This window comes from Mesorhizobium sp. WSM4312, assembly GCF_002294875.1.
In the GTDB taxonomy this organism is placed as follows: domain Bacteria; phylum Pseudomonadota; class Alphaproteobacteria; order Rhizobiales; family Rhizobiaceae; genus Mesorhizobium.
In genome coordinates this window covers 18,017-35,361 of sequence record NZ_NSFU01000004.1, presented here as the reverse complement: position 1 = coordinate 35,361, position 17,345 = coordinate 18,017, and the positions used below count along the sequence as shown (strand labels likewise).

16 protein-coding genes, 1 tRNA gene, 1 pseudogene and 1 riboswitch are annotated in these 17,345 nt (G+C 66.8%); of the genes and pseudogenes, 15 read left to right on the top strand and 3 right to left on the bottom strand.

Translation table 11 applies throughout. The features are described 5' to 3' along the window. Window positions 1-24: 24 nt before the first annotated feature. A riboswitch (cobalamin riboswitch) is annotated at window positions 25-231 on the top strand. A 39-nt stretch (window positions 232-270) separates the two neighbouring features. The 7 genes and pseudogenes from CK228_RS07240 to CK228_RS07210 all read left to right on the top strand — a co-directional run bounded on the left by CK228_RS07240 (window position 271) and on the right by CK228_RS07210 (window position 8,702). Continuing rightward, window positions 271-699, top strand: coding sequence for a DUF1636 family protein (locus CK228_RS07240; RefSeq protein WP_095773119.1), 429 nt, complete (start codon window positions 271-273; stop codon window positions 697-699). A 2-nt stretch (window positions 700-701) separates the two neighbouring features. Beyond that, window positions 702-1,739, top strand: a complete 1,038-nt coding sequence (gene cobW, locus CK228_RS07235) for a cobalamin biosynthesis protein CobW (RefSeq protein ID WP_095787370.1) — start codon at window positions 702-704, stop codon at window positions 1,737-1,739. Window positions 1,740-1,757: 18 nt separating this feature from the next. Next, window positions 1,758-5,174: a cobaltochelatase subunit CobN gene (cobN, locus tag CK228_RS07230; RefSeq protein ID WP_095787369.1), complete on the top strand. Its 3,417-nt coding sequence runs from the start codon at window positions 1,758-1,760 to the stop codon at window positions 5,172-5,174. After that, window positions 5,171-6,547 (top strand): annotated as a pseudogene (cobG, locus tag CK228_RS07225) (precorrin-3B synthase); the annotation flags it as partial. The gene cobN and the pseudogene cobG, both read left to right, overlap by 4 nt. Window positions 6,548-6,553: 6 nt before the next feature. Further along, complete coding sequence (locus tag CK228_RS07220) at window positions 6,554-7,186, top strand: precorrin-8X methylmutase (protein ID WP_095787566.1); 633 nt, start codon at window positions 6,554-6,556, stop codon at window positions 7,184-7,186. Next, complete coding sequence (locus CK228_RS07215; protein WP_095787368.1) at window positions 7,183-7,941, top strand: precorrin-2 C(20)-methyltransferase; 759 nt, start codon at window positions 7,183-7,185, stop codon at window positions 7,939-7,941. Before CK228_RS07220 ends, CK228_RS07215 begins: the two co-directional genes overlap by 4 nt. Then, window positions 7,938-8,702 carry a precorrin-3B C(17)-methyltransferase gene (locus tag CK228_RS07210; RefSeq protein ID WP_095787367.1) on the top strand — a complete coding sequence of 255 codons (765 nt, stop codon included), beginning with the start codon at window positions 7,938-7,940 and terminating at the stop codon, window positions 8,700-8,702. Before CK228_RS07215 ends, CK228_RS07210 begins: the two co-directional genes overlap by 4 nt. Here the strand turns inward: CK228_RS07210 and CK228_RS07205 are convergent. Continuing rightward, the gene (locus CK228_RS07205) at window positions 8,666-9,427 is read right to left on the bottom strand and encodes a cobalt-precorrin-6A reductase (RefSeq protein ID WP_095787565.1); all 762 of its coding nucleotides are present in this window, start codon (window positions 9,425-9,427) and stop codon (window positions 8,666-8,668) included. The genes CK228_RS07210 and CK228_RS07205 overlap by 37 nt on opposite strands. A gap of 1 nt (window position 9,428) precedes the next feature. Here CK228_RS07205 and cbiE point away from each other — a divergent pair, with 1 nt between their 5' ends. The 8 genes from cbiE (at window position 9,429) to CK228_RS34640 (ending at window position 16,086) form a co-directional block, all read left to right on the top strand. Then, window positions 9,429-10,664, top strand: a complete 1,236-nt coding sequence (gene cbiE, locus CK228_RS07200) for a precorrin-6y C5,15-methyltransferase (decarboxylating) subunit CbiE (RefSeq protein ID WP_095787563.1) — start codon at window positions 9,429-9,431, stop codon at window positions 10,662-10,664. Beyond that, the gene (locus CK228_RS07195; protein WP_095787564.1) at window positions 10,661-11,047 is read left to right on the top strand and encodes a cobalamin biosynthesis protein; all 387 of its coding nucleotides are present in this window, start codon (window positions 10,661-10,663) and stop codon (window positions 11,045-11,047) included. The genes cbiE and CK228_RS07195 overlap by 4 nt, the downstream gene beginning before the upstream one ends. Beyond that, entirely contained in the window at window positions 11,044-11,808 is a 765-nt protein-coding gene (gene cobM / locus CK228_RS07190) for a precorrin-4 C(11)-methyltransferase (RefSeq protein WP_095787366.1), read from the top strand. Before CK228_RS07195 ends, cobM begins: the two co-directional genes overlap by 4 nt. Beyond that, window positions 11,805-12,623, top strand: a complete 819-nt coding sequence (gene cobA, locus CK228_RS07185; RefSeq protein WP_095773034.1) for a uroporphyrinogen-III C-methyltransferase — start codon at window positions 11,805-11,807, stop codon at window positions 12,621-12,623. Before cobM ends, cobA begins: the two co-directional genes overlap by 4 nt. Next, window positions 12,620-13,939, top strand: a complete 1,320-nt coding sequence (locus CK228_RS07180) for a cobyrinate a,c-diamide synthase (protein WP_095787365.1) — start codon at window positions 12,620-12,622, stop codon at window positions 13,937-13,939. The genes cobA and CK228_RS07180 overlap by 4 nt, the downstream gene beginning before the upstream one ends. Beyond that, window positions 13,936-14,712, top strand: a complete 777-nt coding sequence (gene cobS, locus CK228_RS07175) for an adenosylcobinamide-GDP ribazoletransferase (protein WP_095787364.1) — start codon at window positions 13,936-13,938, stop codon at window positions 14,710-14,712. The genes CK228_RS07180 and cobS overlap by 4 nt, the downstream gene beginning before the upstream one ends. 39 nt (window positions 14,713-14,751) lie before the next feature. Then, window positions 14,752-15,762: a nicotinate-nucleotide--dimethylbenzimidazole phosphoribosyltransferase gene (cobT, locus tag CK228_RS07170; RefSeq protein ID WP_095787363.1), complete on the top strand. Its 1,011-nt coding sequence runs from the start codon at window positions 14,752-14,754 to the stop codon at window positions 15,760-15,762. Window positions 15,763-15,852: 90 nt separating this feature from the next. Then, window positions 15,853-16,086 carry a hypothetical protein gene (locus tag CK228_RS34640; RefSeq protein WP_143750576.1) on the top strand — a complete coding sequence of 78 codons (234 nt, stop codon included), beginning with the start codon at window positions 15,853-15,855 and terminating at the stop codon, window positions 16,084-16,086. A gap of 139 nt (window positions 16,087-16,225) precedes the next feature. Here the strand turns inward: CK228_RS34640 and CK228_RS07165 are convergent. Beyond that, a tRNA-Lys gene (locus tag CK228_RS07165) sits at window positions 16,226-16,301 on the bottom strand. A gap of 106 nt (window positions 16,302-16,407) precedes the next feature. After that, complete coding sequence (locus CK228_RS07160; protein WP_095787362.1) at window positions 16,408-17,316, bottom strand: PhzF family phenazine biosynthesis protein; 909 nt, start codon at window positions 17,314-17,316, stop codon at window positions 16,408-16,410. Window positions 17,317-17,345: the final 29 nt, after the last annotated feature.

Genomic DNA, 17,345 nt, shown 5'->3' with positions numbered 1-17,345 from the left:
CGTTGACACCGCTGCCTGCAAAAGCCTAAATCCGCTCCAGACGGTCCCTTGCCCGCAACGGCAGGGGCTAAGAGGGAATGCGGTGCGAGGTGAAAAATCTCAAATCCGCGGCTGTCCCCGCAACTGTAAGCGACGAGCCAAGGCCAAAAGCCACTGGGATGTTCCCGGGAAGGCGGCACCCAAGGCGATAACCCGCGAGCCAGGAGACCTGCCGTCTGCGACAAAAGAATCCGATCGCCCGGCGGGTTTCCGGGCAAGGAGCCCGGTTTTTTGGACCAGAACGGCAGTTTTTCGGCTGGCACAGAGGACAATTCGTCCGCCGACGGCGAAGCCTTGGCCGGCGTCACGGTGATCGTCTGCGCCTCGTGCCGCGACGAGACTGGCTCCGACGCCCATCCCCGCGCCGGCGAACTCTTGGCTGACGACACGCGCCGCGCCGCATCTGATGGAAACATCCGCATCCACACGGTCGAATGTCTCGGCAATTGCAAGCGCCGGCTGAGCGCCGCGATCCTGCGCGACGGCTGCTGGAGCTACGTCTTCGGCGACCTGACCGTGACCAGCGGCGCCGACCTCGTCGCCGGCGCCAAACTCTTCGCCACCTCGACGGACGGCCTCATTCCATGGCGCGGCCGGCCTGCTTCTCTCAAGCGCGGCCTCGTTGCCCGCATTCCTCCCCTCGACTTGTTGAAGGACTGATCATGAGCGCTTCCGTCACCCGCGTCCCCTGCACCGTCGTCACCGGCTTCCTCGGCGCCGGCAAGACGACGCTGGTTCGCCATCTCCTGGAGAACGCCGGCGGCAAGCGCATTGCGATCATCGTCAACGAGTTCGGCGACATCGGCATCGACGGCGAGATTTTGAAGGGCTGCGGCATCGACACCTGCCCGGAGGAAAACATCGTCGAACTCGCCAATGGCTGCATCTGCTGCACCGTGGCCGACGATTTCGTGCCGGCGCTCGACCAGATCCTGTCGCTCAACCCGAAGGTCGACCACATCCTGATCGAGACCTCGGGCCTGGCTCTTCCCAAGCCGCTGGTCCAGGCGTTCCAGTGGCCAACAGTGAAGAGCCGCGTGACCGTCGACGGCGTCATCGCCGTGGTCGATGGTCCCGCACTGGCCGAAGGCCGCGTCGCCAACGACATGGACGCCCTGCAGGCGCAGCGTGCGCAAGATGACAGCCTCGACCATGACGACCCGGTCGAGGAACTGTTCGAGGACCAGATCGCCTGCGCCGACCTGATCATCTTGTCGAAAAGCGACCTGATGGACGCCGCCGGCTCGGCCCGCGCCAACGCCATCATCGGCGAACACTCCGCCCGTGCCGTGAAGATCGTGCCGACCTCGCATGGCAAGGTCGATCCCTCCGTGCTGCTCGGGCTCGGTCTCGCCGTCGAGGACGACATCGAGAACCGTAAGTCGCATCATGACGGCGCCTTCGACCACGAGCATGACGACTTCGACACCTTCATCGTCGACATTCCCTCGATCGCCAATCCGGACGAACTGGCACAGCGCGTCGCCGCCGCCGCCGAACAGGAAAACGTGCTGCGCGTGAAAGGCTTCGTCGAGGTCGGCGGCAAGCCGATGCGGCTCTTGCTGCAGGCCGTCGGCCCGCGCGTCAATCATTACTACGACCGCGCCTGGACCGCCGAGGACGACCGCCGTTCGCGCCTGGTCGTCATCGGCCTCAAGGGGCTGAACCGCCCGGCAATCGAGCGTATACTCGCCGGCTGATTTCAGACACGGGCCGCGATGCATATCCTCACCACGACCTCCGCCTCGCTCGACGATCTCGCCGAGCCGGTCGATCTGCGGCAGACGCCGGCGGATATCGTGGCCCTGTCCTTCACCGACAGCGACCTCGCGGGACTGGCGGCCGCCTGGAAGGCGGATGCCGCCCGCCTGCCCTCGATGCGGCTGGCGGCCCTGCGCGACCTGCGCCACCCGATGTCCGTCGACCTCTGGGTCGACAGCGTCGCCCGCCACGCCAAGATCATCCTGGTGCGCATCCTCGGCGGCTACGACTGGTGGCGCTATGGCTGCGACCAGCTGGCCTCGACCGCCCGCGAGCGCGGCATCAAGCTGGCGCTGCTGCCGGGCGAAAGCCATGACGAGGATATCAGGCTGATCGAAGCCTCGACGCTGCCGCGCCGGGAATTGGACGCCCTGCTCGGCTATTTCCGCGAGGGCGGCCCGGCCAATATGGGCGCGCTGGTCCAGAGGTTGGCCAGGCTGGCTGGGCAGGACGCGGCTGTGGTTGAGCCGGTGGCGGTGCCGAAGGCCGGCTACTACGAGCCAGGCCGCGGCGTCGTCCCCCTCCCCCTCGAGGGCGAGGGAAAGGTCGTGCCCATTCTCTTCTACCGCTCGATGCTTCTCGCCGCCGACGTCGCTCCGATCGACGCGCTTTTTGAAGCGCTGAGCGCGCGCGGCATGACGCCTGTCCCCATCTTCGTCTCCAGCCTCAAGGACCGGGCGTCACTCGCCTTCGTCGAAACCGCGCTCGCCACGCTCAGACCCGCCGCCATCATCACCGCGACCGCCTTCGCCTCCGGCGCCGAGCCCGGCGTCGAAACCCTGTTCGACCGCGCCGGCGTGCCGGTCTTCCAGGTCATCGTCGCCACCACCCGCCGCGACATCTGGGAGAACAACCAGCGTGGCCTGGCGCCCGCCGACCTCGCCATGCATGTCGTGCTACCCGAACTGGACGGCCGCATCCTCGCCGGCGCGATTTCCTTCAAGGGCGAAAGCGATGTCGATCCCGCGCTTGGCCACCGCGCCTTCGCCAACCGGCCGGAACCGGATCGTGTCGCGCAGGTGGCTGACCGCGTGGCAGCCTTCATCAAGTTGCAGGACACGCCCCGCGCCGAACGCAAGCTGGCCATTCTGATCCCGGATTACCCAAGCGCTCCCGGCCGTACCGGCTATGCTGTCGGCCTCGACGTGCCGTCCAGCGTGTTGGCGATGCTGCATGACCTGAAGGAACAGGGCTATGCGGTTGAAGGGATCCCGCAATCGCCGCGCGAACTGCTGGATTTGCTGGAGCGGGGCGATGATGGGTTGGGGGTGGATGAGTATCTCGACCTTTCGCGAGACCTGCCTGTCGAGGCAATGACTGCTGTTGAGGCGGCGTGGGGGAAAGCGGAAGACAAGACAGGTTTGCGCGAGGCGCCCCCCTCTGTCCTGCCGGACATCAGGACAGAGGGGGGCGCCTCGCGCCAACCTTCACAAACGACCTCAGCAAGCTTCCCCTTCCGCGCCGCCGCCTTCGGCAACATTACGGTCGCCCTCGCCCCAGACCGCGGCCGCTCCGCCGATCGCCGCGCCGACTACCACGATCCAACGCTGCCGCCGCGCCACGCCCTGATCGCCTTCGGCCTGTGGCTGCGCGAATCGCTGGGTGTGCATGCCCTGATTCATGTCGGCGCTCATGGCACGCTGGAATGGCTGCCGGGCAAGACCGTTGCGCTGTCGCAAAGCTGCTTCCCCGAGATCGTCACCGGCGCCCTGCCCGTGATCTATCCCTTCATCGTCTCCAATCCCGGCGAGGCAGCACAAGCCAAGCGACGCATTGCCGCCGTGACCCTCGGCCATCTGCCGCCGCCGCTGACCGGCGCCGGGCTGGACGAGGATCAGCACAGGCTCGAACGCCTGGTCGACGAATACGCCCAAGCCGACGGCCTCGACCGCCGCCGCCGCGACCGCCTGGCCAAGCTGATCGTCGACACGGCGCAAAAGACCGGCCTCGCCGCAGAAGCCGGTGTCGCCGGGACCGACGCACCCGACGAGGCGCTGCGCCGCATCGATGCCTGGCTCTGCGACCTCAAGGACTTCGCCATCAAGGACGGGTTGCATATCTACGGCCGCGCGCCCGACGATGAGGCCGACGCCAAGCGCCGCCAAAGTGCCGAGGCTGAAAGGTCAGCGCTGGTTGCCGCGCTGGACGGCCGCCACGTCAAGGCCGGCCCGGCCGGCGCGCCGACGCGTGGCCGCTCCGACGTGCTGCCCACCGGCCGCAATCTGTTCACGTCGGATCCCCGCACCATGCCGACGCCGACCGCCTATGATCTGGGCAAGGCGGCGGCCGAAGAAGTGGTGCGCGGCTATCTGCAATCGCATGGCGACTGGCCGCGTTCGCTGGTCATCGATCTCTGGGGCTCGGCCTCGCTGCGCACCGGCGGCGAGGAGATCGCACAAGGCCTGGCGCTGATGGGTTGCCGGCCGCAATGGGATGCCGCCACCGGCCGCATCACCGGCATCGAAGTGCTGCCGCCGGCCACGCTCGGCCGCCCGCGCGTCGACGTCACCTGGCGCATATCGGGCCTGTTCCGTGACATGTTCCCGACCCAGATCGCGCTGATCGACGCCGCTGCCAACGCCGTCGCCGCCCGCGACGAGGACGATTCGGAAAACCCGCTCGCGGCCCGGACCCGAGCGGACGGCAGGATTAGCCCGCGCATTTTCGGCACCTCGCCCGGCACCTATGGCGCTGGCGTCGAGGATCTCCTGTCCAACGGCGACTGGGCAGCGCGCGAAGAGATCGGCCGCGCCTATCTCGACGCCACCTCGCATGCCTATGGCGGCGCCGGCGGCGAAGGCATCTCGGCGCCGGGCGCGTTTGAAACCCGCATCGCGGAAGCCGATCTTCTAGTCCACACCGGCGACGACCCCGGCCGCGACATTCTCGAAGGCTCCGCCGACGTCGCCTTCATCGGCGGTTTTTCGGCCGCGCTTGCCGCCCTTGGCCGGAATGCCGATGTCATCGTGCTCGACACGACGGACCCGCAAAAGCCGAAGCCGCGGTCGGTCGGTGAGGCCGTATCTCGCGTGGTGCGCGCCCGCGCCGTCAACGCGCGCTTCATATCAGGCCAGATGCGGCACGGCCCGCGCGGCGCCTCCGAATTCGCCGAGACGGTCGACCGGCTGGTCGGCTTCGCCGAAACCACGCATGCCATTTCAGGCGCGCTGATCGAGGCCGTGCACGATGCCTATGTCGGCGACGCGGAAGTCCGCGCCTTTATCCTTCGGGAAAACCCGGCGGCCGCGAAAGTCATTGCCGAGCGTTTCCTGTCGGCGCGCCGGCGCGGCCTCTGGCATCCCTTGCGCAATTCCATCGACGACGATCTCGCCGCGCTGATTGCCGAGGCCGAAGCGCTGGGAGTGGCGGCATGAACGCCTTCTCACGTCGCGGCGCCTGTCCGGCCCTGTCGGCGCCGATGCAGACCGGCGATGGGCTGCTGGTGCGGCTCAACCCGGTTGCCGGAGGCCCATCTTCTGAAGGATTGTCGCCGAAGCTGTTGATCGGTCTGGCCGAATCCGCCCTGCGGCATGGCAACGGCGTCATGGAAGTGACAGCGCGTGGCAGCTTGCAGATACGTGGCTTGACGGAGGACAGCGCAACGCTGCTGGCAGCGGAAGTCGATGCGCTGGGCATTGCGGTGCGGACCGGCGTGCCGGTCGAGACGGGGCCGCTGGCGGGGATCGACCCGCAGGAGATCGCCGATCCGCAACCGCTGGCTGAGCGGGTCAAGGCGGCGATCGAGGATGCTGGGCTGACGCCAAGGCTGGGACCGAAAGTGTCTGTCGTGGTGGACGGCGGCGGGCAGCTGACGCTGGATGCGGTGACGGCCGATGCGCGGCTGAAGGCGGTGCGGAATGGTGCCGAGGTTCGGTGGCAGGTGTCTGTTGCGGGTGATGGGCAGAATGCGAAGCTGCTCGCCACCGTAAGCGACGACGCGGCGCGCGACATTGCCGTTGCAGTGCTGAGGATGGTCGCAGAGAAAGGCCGCGAGGCTCACGCAAGAGACTTGTCGGAAAGGCAGTTGGTGTCTCTTGCGGATTGGCTATGCTTGCCAAGTTTGCGCGAGGCGCCCTCCTCTGTCCTGCCGGACATCTCCCCCTCGCGCAAACCTATCGGCCGTTTCCCATTGGCCGGCGACACTTTCAGCCTCGGCATTGCCCTTCCCTACGGCAGCATGCCTGCCGACAAAATCATCGCTCTCGCAAAAAACGCCCTCACCCTCGGCACCACCGAAATCCGCCTCGCCCCAGGCCGCGCGATGCTCTTCCTCGGCCAACCCTCGGACACCGATCCGTCTCTCCAAGCCACTGCCGCCAGCCTCGGCTTCGTCACCTCCCCCGCCGACCCGCGCACGCGCATCGCCGCCTGCCCCGGCACGCCGGCCTGCGCCTCCGGCCGCATCGCCACCCGTGACATCGCCGAGACGATCGCCGCCGAAAACGCCGACATCCTCGACTTCACCATGCACGTTTCCGGCTGCGCCAAGGGCTGCGCGCATCCCGGCCCGGCGGCGCTCACAATCGTCGGCGGCGAAAATGGAGCCGGACTTGTCGTGAACGCGACGGCAAAGGCCCTTCCTGCCGGCTACAGGCCGGGCTATGACGCCGCGCGCGGCATCGGTCGCGTCGCGGCGGTGATCCGCAGCGCACGATTTCAGGGCGAGACCGCCGCTGCTTGCCTGACAAGGCTCGGGCCGGCGGCAATCGCCGAGACTTACCGACAGGCCCAAACTAAAAAAACGGAAATGAGCATGGCCGCCTACGACTACATCCACGACGGCACGGCGATCTACGAGCGTTCCTTCGCCATCATCCGCGCCGAGGCGGACCTTTCGCGCTTCTCCGAAGCCGAGGCCGATGTCGCCATCCGCATGATCCATGCCTGCGGCCAGGTCGAAGCATCGAGCCATTTCGTTTTCTCGCCTGACTTCGTCACCGCCGCGCGCAGCGCTCTTGCCGCCGCCGCGCCGATCTTCTGCGATGCGGAAATGGTTTCGCACGGTGTCACCCGCGCCCGGTTGCCGGCCGGCAACGAGGTGATCTGCACACTGCGCGACCCGCGCACGCACGACATTGCCAAAGCCATCGGCAACACCCGCTCCGCCGCTGCGATCGACCTGTGGGGCGAACGCATGGCCGGCTCCGTCGTCGCCATCGGCAATGCGCCGACCGCACTCTTCTATCTCCTGGAGAAACTGCGCGACGGCGCACCGAAGCCGGCGGCCATCATCGGCATGCCCGTGGGCTTCGTCGGCGCCGCCGAATCGAAGGATGCGCTGGCCGAGAATTCCTATGGCGTGCCCTATGCCATCGTGCGCGGCAGGCTCGGCGGCAGCGCCATGACCGCCGCCGCGCTCAATTCCCTGGCGAGGCCCGGCCTGTGAATGCGCTTCCCAAAGGCAAGCTCGTTGGCGTCGGCACCGGTCCCGGCGACCCCGAACTGTTGACGCTGAAGGCCGCGCGAGCCCTGGCCGAGGCCGATGTCGTCGCCTATTTCGCCAAGCGCGGCAACAACAGCAATGCGCGTGCCATCGTCGAGGCGCGCTTCCGCCCTGATATGCTGGAACTGCCGCTGCTCTATCCCGTCACCACCGAGATCGACAAGGATCACGACGACTATCGCTCGCAGATTACCGGTTTCTACGAGGAGTCGGCGCAAAAGGTCGCCGAACATCTCGAAGCAGGCCGAATGGTTGCCGTCCTGTCCGAAGGCGACCCGCTGTTCTACGGCTCCTACATGCATCTGCATGTGCGTCTCGCCCATCGTTTCCCGACCGAGGTCATTCCCGGCGTCACCGCTATGTCCGGCTGCTGGTCCCAGACCGGTGTTCCGATCGTCCAGGGCGATGACGTGCTGACCGTGCTGCCCGGCACGATGAGCGAATTCGAGTTGACCCGTCGGCTGGCCGACACCGATGCCGCCGTCATCATGAAGGTCGGCCGCAATCTGCCCAAGATCAGGCGTGCGCTGGAAGCCACCGGCAAGCTGACCCGCGCCGTCTATGTCGAGCGCGGCACCATGGCCGGCAGCGTCTCGATGAAGCTCGCCGACAAACAGGACGACAACGCGCCCTATTTCGCCATCATATTGGTCGCCGGCTGGTCCGGCCGGCCCGGGGCGTTGGGAGCGCAGGCATGAGCGGCCGTCTCACCGTCATCGGTCTCGGGCCCGGCAATGCCGATCAGGTCACCCCTGAAGCCAGCCGCGCCGTGGCCGAAGCGAAGTTCTTCTATGGCTACAAGCCCTATCTCGACCGGCTCGAACTGCGCCCGGACCAGGCTCGTGTCGCGTCCGACAACCGCGAGGAACTCGCCCGCTCCAAGGATGCCTTGATCAAGGCCGCCGAGGGCCACGACGTTGCCGTGGTTTCCGGTGGCGATCCCGGCGTCTTTGCCATGGCCGCGGCCGTCTGCGAGGCGATCGAGGCCGGCCCGGCCGAATGGCGCGCGGTCGATGTGGCCGTCGTGCCTGGCATCACCGCAATGCTCGCTGTCGCCGCCCGTATCGGCGCCCCGCTCGGTCATGATTTCTGCGCCATTTCGCTGTCCGACAATCTGAAGCCGTGGGACCTGATCGAGCTGCGTCTGCTGGCGGCGGCCGGCGCCGGCTTCGTCATCGCGCTCTACAACCCGATCAGCAAGGCGCGCCCCTGGCAGCTTGGCCGCGCCTTCGAATGCCTGACCGCGATCCTGCCCGGAACCACGCCAGTCATTTTCGGCCGCGCCGCCGGCCGTCCGGACGAGCGCATCGAGGTTTATCTGCTGGCCGATGTCGACGCGCAAAAGGCCGACATGGCGACCTGCATCATCATCGGCTCGCCGGAAACCCGTATCATCAAGCGCGGCGACAAACCGGCGCTGGTCTACACGCCACGCTCGGCAGCGGGCTCGACGAAATGATCCACCATCGCGGCGAGCTCATCGACGGTTTCAGCCGAAGGCACCTCCGGCAACGCCGGCCTGCGGACCATGATCACCTCGATGCCAAGCGCTCGCGCGGCGGCAATCTTGCCGTAAGTGGCAGCGCCGCCGCTGTTCTTGGAGACGACGACTTCAATTCGCTGTTCTTGGAGCAACGCGCGCTCGTCCAACTCACGGAACGGGCCCCGCGCCAGCAGATAGGTCGCATCCGGCACGGCCAGCTGCGGCTCGACCGGATCGACGCTGCGAATGAGATAGTGATGCCGGGGGGCTGCTTCGAAGGCAGCAACCTCTTGCCGGCCAAGCGCCAGGAAGACGCGCCGCGGCGCCGGGCCAAGCGCTCGCACGGCATCGCCTGTTGTATCGACCAGCGTCCAGCGGTCGCCTTCGACTGGCTCCCAGCCGGGGCGGAGCAAAGCAAGGATCGGCACACTGGTCAGCCGCGCGGCTTGCGCGGCATTGGCGGAGATTCGCGCCGCGTAAGGATGTGTGGCGTCGATCAGCAGATCGGTGCTGGTCTCCCGGAGATAGGCGGCCAGCCCCTCGGCGCCGCCAAAGCCTCCACTTCGCACGGGCACGCCTTGCGCGATCGGGGTTTCCGTGCGGCCGGCCAGCGACAGCGTGACCGAGGCGCGTACCGCCAGTTTGCCGGCCAGTTGCCGGGCTTCCGTGGTGCCGCCGAGGATCAGAATGCGGTGGGTCATCATGCCTGCTGAAAGTTCGCGCGGCGCCAGGCCGAAATGGCTGACGGTGATCGGCATCGGCGAGGACGGTTTAGCGGGTCTCGGCGACGAGGCCAAGCAGCGGATTGCCAAGGCCGAGATCATCTTCGGCGGCAAGCGGCATCTGGCGCTGGTCGAATCCTTCGCCAAGGGCGAGCCACGGCCCTGGCCGGTGCCATTCGATGCCGGGATGGCCGATGTGCTTGCGCTTGCCGGCAGAAACGTCTGTGTGCTCGCTTCCGGCGATCCTTTTTTCCACGGCGTCGGCGCCACCCTCGCCCGCAAGGTCAAGCCGCGGGAGATGCATGTCATCCCCGCGCCGTCGGCGGTTTCGCTGGCGGCCGCCCGCCTTGGCTGGGCGCTGCAGGATATCGAGATCGTCTCGCTGCATGGCCGGCCACTCGACCTGATCCGGCCGTTGCTGCAGCCCAATGCGCGCATCCTGGCGCTGACATCTGATGCCGAAGCGCCTGATGCAATTGCCCGCCTGCTCACCGAACTCGATTTCGGCGCCTCGCGGTTGACGGTTCTTGAGGCGCTGGGCGGGCCAAAGGAGAACCAGCGCGCCGCCCGCGCGGATGCCTTCGACGTCGAAAACATCAATCCACTCAACGTGCTGGCGATCGAAATTGATTCGAACCCGCAAGCCCGCGTCTTGCCGCTCTCGGTTGGTCTTGCCGACCACCTGTTCGACCATGACGGCCAGATCACCAAACGCGAAATCCGCGCCATCACCCTGTCGTCGCTGGCGCCGAGGCGCGGCGAATTGCTGTGGGACATCGGCGCCGGCTCGGGCTCCATCGGCATCGAATGGATGCTGGCGCACCCCTTGATGCGCACGATCGCCATCGAAGCCGATCCGACCCGCGCCGCCCGCATCCACCGCAACGCCACCGCCTGTGGCGTTCCCGGCCTTGTCGTGGTGGAAGGCAGCGCGCCCAAGGCGCTGGCCAGACTGGACACGCCGGACGCGATCTTCATCGGCGGCGGCGGCAGCGATACCGGCGTGTTGAACGCTGCCATCAAGGCGCTGCGTTCCGGCGGCCGGCTCGTCGTCAACGCTGTGACGCTGGAGATGGAAGCCTTGCTTCTCGCGCAGCACACAAAGCTCGGCGGCTATCTTACCCGGATAAACATCTCTCGCGCATCTCCGGTCGGCTCGATGCAGGCCTGGCGGCCGGCAATGCCGGTCACCCAATGGAGCTGGGTGAAGCCATGATGGTCGCAGGCATCGGCAGCCGCAAAGGCGTGAGCGCTGAAGACGTGCTTGCCGCGATTGAAACCGCTCTCGAAGCGCATGGGCTGGCCGTGACGGCGCTTTCCGCACTGGCAACTGCCGCACCGAAGAAGGATGAAGCGGCGATTGCGGCCGCCGGCCGCGCGTTGAACCTTCCGCTCATCATCGTCGATGACGCGGCCCTTCGGGGCGCCGCAGGGGACACGCTGAGCCACTCCGACCTGTCGCAAGAAGTCGCCGGCACGCCCTCGGTTTCCGAAGCATCCGCCCTTGCCGTGGCCGGTGCCGGCGCGAAGCTGCTTGGCCCCCGCATCGTGCTCGGCCCGGTCACCTGCGCCATCGCCATCAGCGGAGACGCGCCATGACCGTTCATTTCATCGGCGCCGGTCCGGGTGCGGCCGACCTCATCACGCTGCGCGGCGCAAGGTTCCTGGCAAGCTGCCCGGTCTGCCTGCATGCCGGCTCGATCGTCGCGCCTGAATTGCTGCAGCATTGCGCGCCGGGAACGAAACTGATCGACACCGCGCCGATGTCGCTCGACGAGATCGAAGCGGCCTATGTCGAGGCACACAAATCGGGCCATGATGTCGCCCGCCTGCATTCCGGCGACCTGTCGGTGTGGAGCGCCGTTGCCGAACAGATCCGCCGGCTGGAAAAGCACGGCATCCCCTACACGCTGACGCCGGGCGTGCCCTCCTTCGCGGCCGCGGCCGCAGCACTTCGCCGCGAGCTGACCATTCCCGAAGTCGCGCAAAGCCTGGTGCTGACCCGCGTTTCCGGACGTGCTTCAAAAATGCCGCCGGGCGAAACGCTGGCCGGCTTCGGCCGCACCGGCGCGACGCTCGCCATTCATCTGGCCATCCACGCCATCGACCGCGTCGTCGCCGAATTGACGCCGCATTATGGCGGCGATTGTCCGGTGGCGATCGTCTTCCGCGCCTCCTGGCCGGACGAGCGGGTGCTGACCGGTACGCTGGAAACGATCGAGGCACGGCTTGCCGCCGATCCGATGGAGCGCACCGCGATCATCTTCGTCGGCCGCTCGCTGGCAGCGGAAGGTTTTGGCGAAAGTTCATTGTACGACGCCCACTACCAGCGGCGTTTTCGCGGACGGGACGGATTGTGAGCGGCAACACCAAAAACAACGGCGGCAACGCCACGCTCGAACGGGCCTTTTCGCGGCTGAATTTCAAGCCGCACCCGCTGGAGCCGGGCCATGTCTGGCTGGCCGGGGCCGGCCCCGGCGACCCCGGCTGCCTGACGCTGGAAGTGCTGGCGGCTTTGGCCGAAGCGGATGCGCTGGTCTACGACGCTCTGGTTTCACCTGACGTCGTCGCCGTTGCCGCAAGCGCCGAGCTGTTCTTTGCCGGCAAGCGCGGCGGCCAGCCCTCGATGAAGCAGGATGACATCACCGCTCTGCTGGTCCGGCTGGCGCGCGCAGGCCGCCGCGTTATCAGGCTCAAGGGCGGCGATCCCTATATTTTCGGCCGTGGCGGCGAAGAAGCCTTGGCACTCGCACGCGAAAACATCCCCTTCCGCGTGCTGCCGGGCCTGACATCCGGCCTCAGCGCGCTCGCTGCAACCGGCATCCCGGCCACCATGCGCGGCATCAACAAGGCTGTGATCCTGGCGACCGGCCACGCCGCCGGCACTGACGACGATATCGACTGGGCGGCGATCGCCCGCACCGGCCAGCCTGTCGTGGTCTATATGGGCATGGCCAATTTGCCTTTGATCGCGGCAGCTCTGCTCGATGGCGGGCTGGCGCCGTCGACGCCGGCGGCGGTGATCGTCGCCGCCACCACGCCGCAGGAGCGGACCGTCGTCGCCACGCTCGCCACAATCGCCGAGGAAGCAGCCGCCGCCGGGCTGACCTCGCCGGCGCTGATCGTCGTCGGCGGCATAGTCGCCATGCGCGCCGCATTGACGGGGCAGGCATGACCGCCCGCGCCATCATCATCGGCGCGCCGCGCTCCGGCTCGGGCAAGACTAGCGTCACCATCGGTATCTTGCGCGCGCTCGCCCGGCGCGGCCTGAAGGTGCGCGGCGCCAAATCCGGCCCCGACTATATCGACCCCGGCTTCCACACCGCCGCCACCGGCCTTTCCGGCGTCAATCTCGACAGCTGGGCGATGCCGCCGTCGCTGCTCAATGCGCTGGCCGCGCAACAGGCCGACGACACCGATTTCGTCATCCTCGAAAGCGCCATGGGCCTGTTCGACGGCATTCCGGCCGCGCCGGGGCGAACCGGCTCTGCCGCCGACCTTGCCCGGCTCTACGGCCTGCCGGTGCTGCTGGTCCTCGACGTGTCGGGCCAGTCGACTACAGCGGCCGCTGTCGCCAAGGGGTTCGCCACCTACGATCCGCATGTGCGCATGGCCGGCGTCGTGCTCAACCGGCTGGGCAGCGAACGCCATCGCCGCCTGTCCGGCGACGCCATCGAGGCGATCGGCCTGCCCGTTGTCGGCGCCATTTTACGCGACCCTACGCTGAACCTGCCCGAGCGCCATCTCGGCCTCGTCCAGGCCGGCGAGTATGACGATCTGATGGCGCATCTCGACCGGCTGGCCGACATGGCGGAGAAATCGCTCGACCTCGATGCCGTGATGAGGCTGGCGACGCCCCTCGCCCCGGCGGCCGGCGATTTTGGCGATGCGCTGCGGCCCCCCGGTCAACGTATCGCGCTTGCCGAGGATGCCGCCTTCACTTTCCTCTACCCGCATGTCGCAGCCTATTGGCGCAAGGCCGGCGCGGAGATCGTTCGGTTCTCGCCGCTTGCCGATGAGGCGCCCGACGATAGCTGCGATGTCTGCTGGCTGCCCGGCGGCTATCCCGAGCTTCACGCCGGCAAGCTTGCCGCCGCTGCGAATTTCCACACCGGAATGGCGCATTTCGCCGCGACCAGGCCCGTCCATGGCGAATGCGGCGGCTTCATGGTGCTTGGCGAAGCGCTGGAGGATGCTGCCGGCGAAACGCATCGCATGCTCGGCCTGCTCGGACACGCCACCAGCTTCGCCAAGCGAAAGATGAATCTCGGCTATCGCGAGGCGCGGCTGCGCGCCGATTGCCCGCTGGGGGTTCAAGGCGCGCTGATCCGCGGCCATGAATTCCACTATGCGCAGATGACGGCCACCGGCAATGACGAGCCTCTGGCCGACCTTGCCGACGGCCAGGGCAATCCGATCGGCGCTTCCGGCTACCGGCGTGGTCGTGTCAGCGGTACCTTCTTCCATGCGATAGCGAGGGCCAGCGCGTGAAGCTCCCGAATTTGACCCTTTCGCCCCGGCAAATCCTCGACGACGTCGCGCTTTGCCTGGTCTTTTTCACCCGCCTGCCGCTGCCCGACCTCGACTTTCGCGGTCGCGGCCTCGCCGCCGCGATCTGGGCCGCGCCGGTCGCTGGCCTCGTCGTCGGGCTGATCGGCGCCATCGTCTTTGCCACGGCGGAACGATTCGGCCTTGCCATGGGGCCGGCGGCAGCACTTGCCCTCGTGGCAACCGTGATCACCACCGGATGTCTGCACGAGGATGGACTGTCCGACGTCGCCGACGGCTTTGGCGGCGGCAAGTCGCGCGGCCGCAAACTCGACATCATGCGCGACAGCCGCATCGGCGCCTATGGCGCCATGGCGCTGGCCCTGTCGCTGCTGATTCGCTGGAACGTGCTTTCGGAACTGGTGGATCCCACCCAGGCGCTCTTTGCCCTTGTTGCCGCGCACGCGGCATCGCGGGGCGTACTGGGCGCCTTCATGCATCTGTTGCCGCCGGCGCGCACCGACGGCCTCTCGGCCGGCGCCGGCACCGTCTCGCTTGAAACCGCGATCGCCGGCGCCGTGCTTGGCGCGATCCCGCTCCTCTTGCTCGGGGCCGGCGGCGCCATCGCCGCGCTGATCCTGCTCGGCCTGTTCTTTGCCGCCTTCCACGCCCTTTGCCTCAACCAGATCGGTGGCCAGACCGGCGACACGATCGGAGCCTTGCAGCAGGTGAGTGAAATCGCGGTGCTTCTCGTCGCCTCCGTTGCGCTTTCCTGATTCCCTTCGACTTGATTCCCTTCCGGAGACCTTGCCCCCATGCCTTTCAAATCCCTCGATGAATTGCGCGCCGCCTGCCTCGACCTGCCTGCCGGCAGCGATACAGCCGCCAAAGCCGTTGCCACCCGCCAGGACACGCTGACGAAGCCGCAAGGCAGCCTCGGCCGGCTGGAAACCATCGCCGCCTGGCTGGCGCGCTGGCAGGGCCGTGACATGCCCAAGCTCGACCGGGTGAAAATCTTCGTCTTCGCCGGCAATCACGGCGTCACCGCTCAAGGCGTGTCGGCCTATCCCTCCGAGGTCACCGTGCAGATGGTGGCGAACTTCGCCGGCGGCGGTGCCGCCATCAACCAGCTTGCCCGCATCGCCGGCGCCGAGCTCGATGTCATCCCGCTCGACCTCGACCATCCCACCGGCGACTTCACCCAAGTGCCGGCAATGGACGAGAAGGCCTTTCTCGCCGCCGTCTCAGCGGGCTATGACGCCGTAACGAAAGACCTCGACCTGGTCTGCTTTGGTGAAATGGGCATCGGCAACACCACGCCGGCGGCCGCCATTTCGGCGGCGCTATTCGGCGGTGGGGCGGAAAAATGGACCGGGCGCGGCACCGGCGTCGACGACGCCGGCCTGAAGCGCAAAGTGGTCGCCATCGAAGCCGGCCTCAAGCGGCACGCCGCAGCCCTCGCCGATCCGCTGGGCATCGCCGCGGCACTCGGCGGGCGCGAACTCGCCGCCATCTTCGGCGCCACGCTGGCCGCCCGTCATTTGGGCATACCCGTGCTGCTCGATGGCTTCGTCTGTACGGCTGCCGCCGCCCCGCTGGCCAGGCTGCATCCGACTGGCCTCTCCCACACCATCGCGGCCCATGTTTCGGCCGAATCGGGCCATCGCAGCCTGCTCGAAGCACTCGGCCTGCCGCCGCTGCTCGATCTTGGCATGCGGCTCGGCGAAGGCTCCGGTGCCTGCCTGGCCGTCAACATCGTCCGCTCGGCGCTGGAGTGCCATGCGAGGATGGCAAGCTTTGCCGAGGCGGGGGTGTCGGAGAAGTAATCGCCGGCTCCGGTGCGGACAACGCCCAAGCACAGACGCCGGTGTGATCGGCATCTTCCTGCGGTTCGGATTCTGGAATAGATTTGGAGGATGAAAAAGCTTCATCCCGTTGCAGCTGCGGTGTCTATCGCCGTAGCGGTCGCTGCTGTGCTTCGTCACAGCGATATTCAAGTTATGGCCCGATCGACACTGCCATTTTCGTTGTTTTCCTGGTCTTCTTCTGGTGGCTCATCAGCGATTTCTCGGGCAGCAAAGGCGAAATTGATGCCAACGAAGCTGCAAGCGTGGAAGAGACCATCGTTTTTCGATTCGGCAGGTCTCTGAGCCGCATTTTTCGACGCGGTTAGATCGCCACGAGAACCAAGCACCGCCGCCGGTTAAAGGACCGCAGTCACGCGCATGGCCCGAGACGCGCCAAACGCATCTCGCTTTCAGGGTCTTTCCACCAAGTCTTCAAGGAATTTGGTGGGTGCGCACAGGATTGAACTGTGGACCCGCTGATTAAGAGTCAGCTGCTCTACCAACTGAGCTACGCACCCACTCGGCCGGCAAAAACCGGCGTTGGCGGGCATATAGCCGCCACCATCGGTCATGTCTAGCCCTGCCGGAATCATTTCCCGACAAATCGACAAACCCTTCCTGCGATCAGACGAACAGCCTGCCTTCCGCCACCTTGACCGCATGGCCGCCAATGCGCGCCGAGGCCAGTTTTCCGCCCTGCACTGTCAGCTCCAGGCGGATGCGCGACGGCCGGCCCATCTCCAGCCCCTGCTCGATCCACAGCTGCGAAATGCCATCCGTGGGAGCATCGAAATGCATGATGGCGCCGGCAAAGGCCGCCGCTGCCGAACCGGTCGCCGGATCTTCATAGGAAGGCGTGCCCGGCACGATCATGCGCACATGGAAGGCGCTTTCATGGTTCAACGTCTCGCGGCAATAGACATAGGGGCTGGCGAAGGCCCACTCGCTCTTGCGCGGCGCCAGTTCCGACCAGGCCTGGTTGTCCAGCCGGATGCGGCCCGCCGCTTCGAGATTGGCGACAGGAATGGTCACATAGGGCACGCCCGCCGACCAGAAGGCGACGCGGTGATTCTCGAAGCCGATCTCATGCGGCGCCAGGCCGAGGGCGGCGCCGATCGCCTGCGGATCGGCCTCTAGCTTCAACGGCTCCGGCAATTTCGCCAGGTCGAATTCGGCGAAAGCGGCGCCGTCATGCCTGCTGACGGCGCAGCGCACCGGGCCGATGTTTTCCTCCAGCACGAAGATGCCGGCCCCGCTTTCGCCAGCCAGGTCGGCCAGCGCGATTGCCGAGCCAACTGTCGGGTGGCCGGCGAACGGCATTTCATAGTCCGGCGTGAAGATGCGGATGCGGTTTTTATGCTTGGGATTGTCCGGCGGCAGCACGAAGACCGTCTCGGACAGGTTGAATTCGCGCGCGATGGCCTGCATCGCTGCCGTGTCCAGACCTTTGCAATCCAACACCACGGCCAGCGGGTTGCCGGCCAGTCGCACGGTCGTAAACACATCGTAAAGCAAGTAATTCCGGGGTTGCATTCCTGCCTCAATCCCAACATGGGCGAAAT

Coding starts and splice junctions, on each gene's coding strand:
- cobW (WP_095787370.1), top strand. CDS start 702: ATGAGCGCTTCCGTCACCCGCGTCCCCTGCACCGTCGTCACCGGCTTC.
- cobN (WP_095787369.1), top strand. CDS start 1,758: ATGCATATCCTCACCACGACCTCCGCCTCGCTCGACGATCTCGCCGAG.
- CK228_RS07220 (WP_095787566.1), top strand. CDS start 6,554: ATGGCCGCCTACGACTACATCCACGACGGCACGGCGATCTACGAGCGT.
- CK228_RS07210 (WP_095787367.1), top strand. CDS start 7,938: ATGAGCGGCCGTCTCACCGTCATCGGTCTCGGGCCCGGCAATGCCGAT.
- CK228_RS07205 (WP_095787565.1), bottom strand. CDS start 9,427: ATGACCCACCGCATTCTGATCCTCGGCGGCACCACGGAAGCCCGGCAA.
- cbiE (WP_095787563.1), top strand. CDS start 9,429: ATGCCTGCTGAAAGTTCGCGCGGCGCCAGGCCGAAATGGCTGACGGTG.
- CK228_RS07195 (WP_095787564.1), top strand. CDS start 10,661: ATGATGGTCGCAGGCATCGGCAGCCGCAAAGGCGTGAGCGCTGAAGAC.
- cobM (WP_095787366.1), top strand. CDS start 11,044: ATGACCGTTCATTTCATCGGCGCCGGTCCGGGTGCGGCCGACCTCATC.
- CK228_RS07180 (WP_095787365.1), top strand. CDS start 12,620: ATGACCGCCCGCGCCATCATCATCGGCGCGCCGCGCTCCGGCTCGGGC.
- cobT (WP_095787363.1), top strand. CDS start 14,752: ATGCCTTTCAAATCCCTCGATGAATTGCGCGCCGCCTGCCTCGACCTG.
- CK228_RS34640 (WP_143750576.1), top strand. CDS start 15,853: ATGAAAAAGCTTCATCCCGTTGCAGCTGCGGTGTCTATCGCCGTAGCG.
- CK228_RS07160 (WP_095787362.1), bottom strand. CDS start 17,316: ATGCAACCCCGGAATTACTTGCTTTACGATGTGTTTACGACCGTGCGA.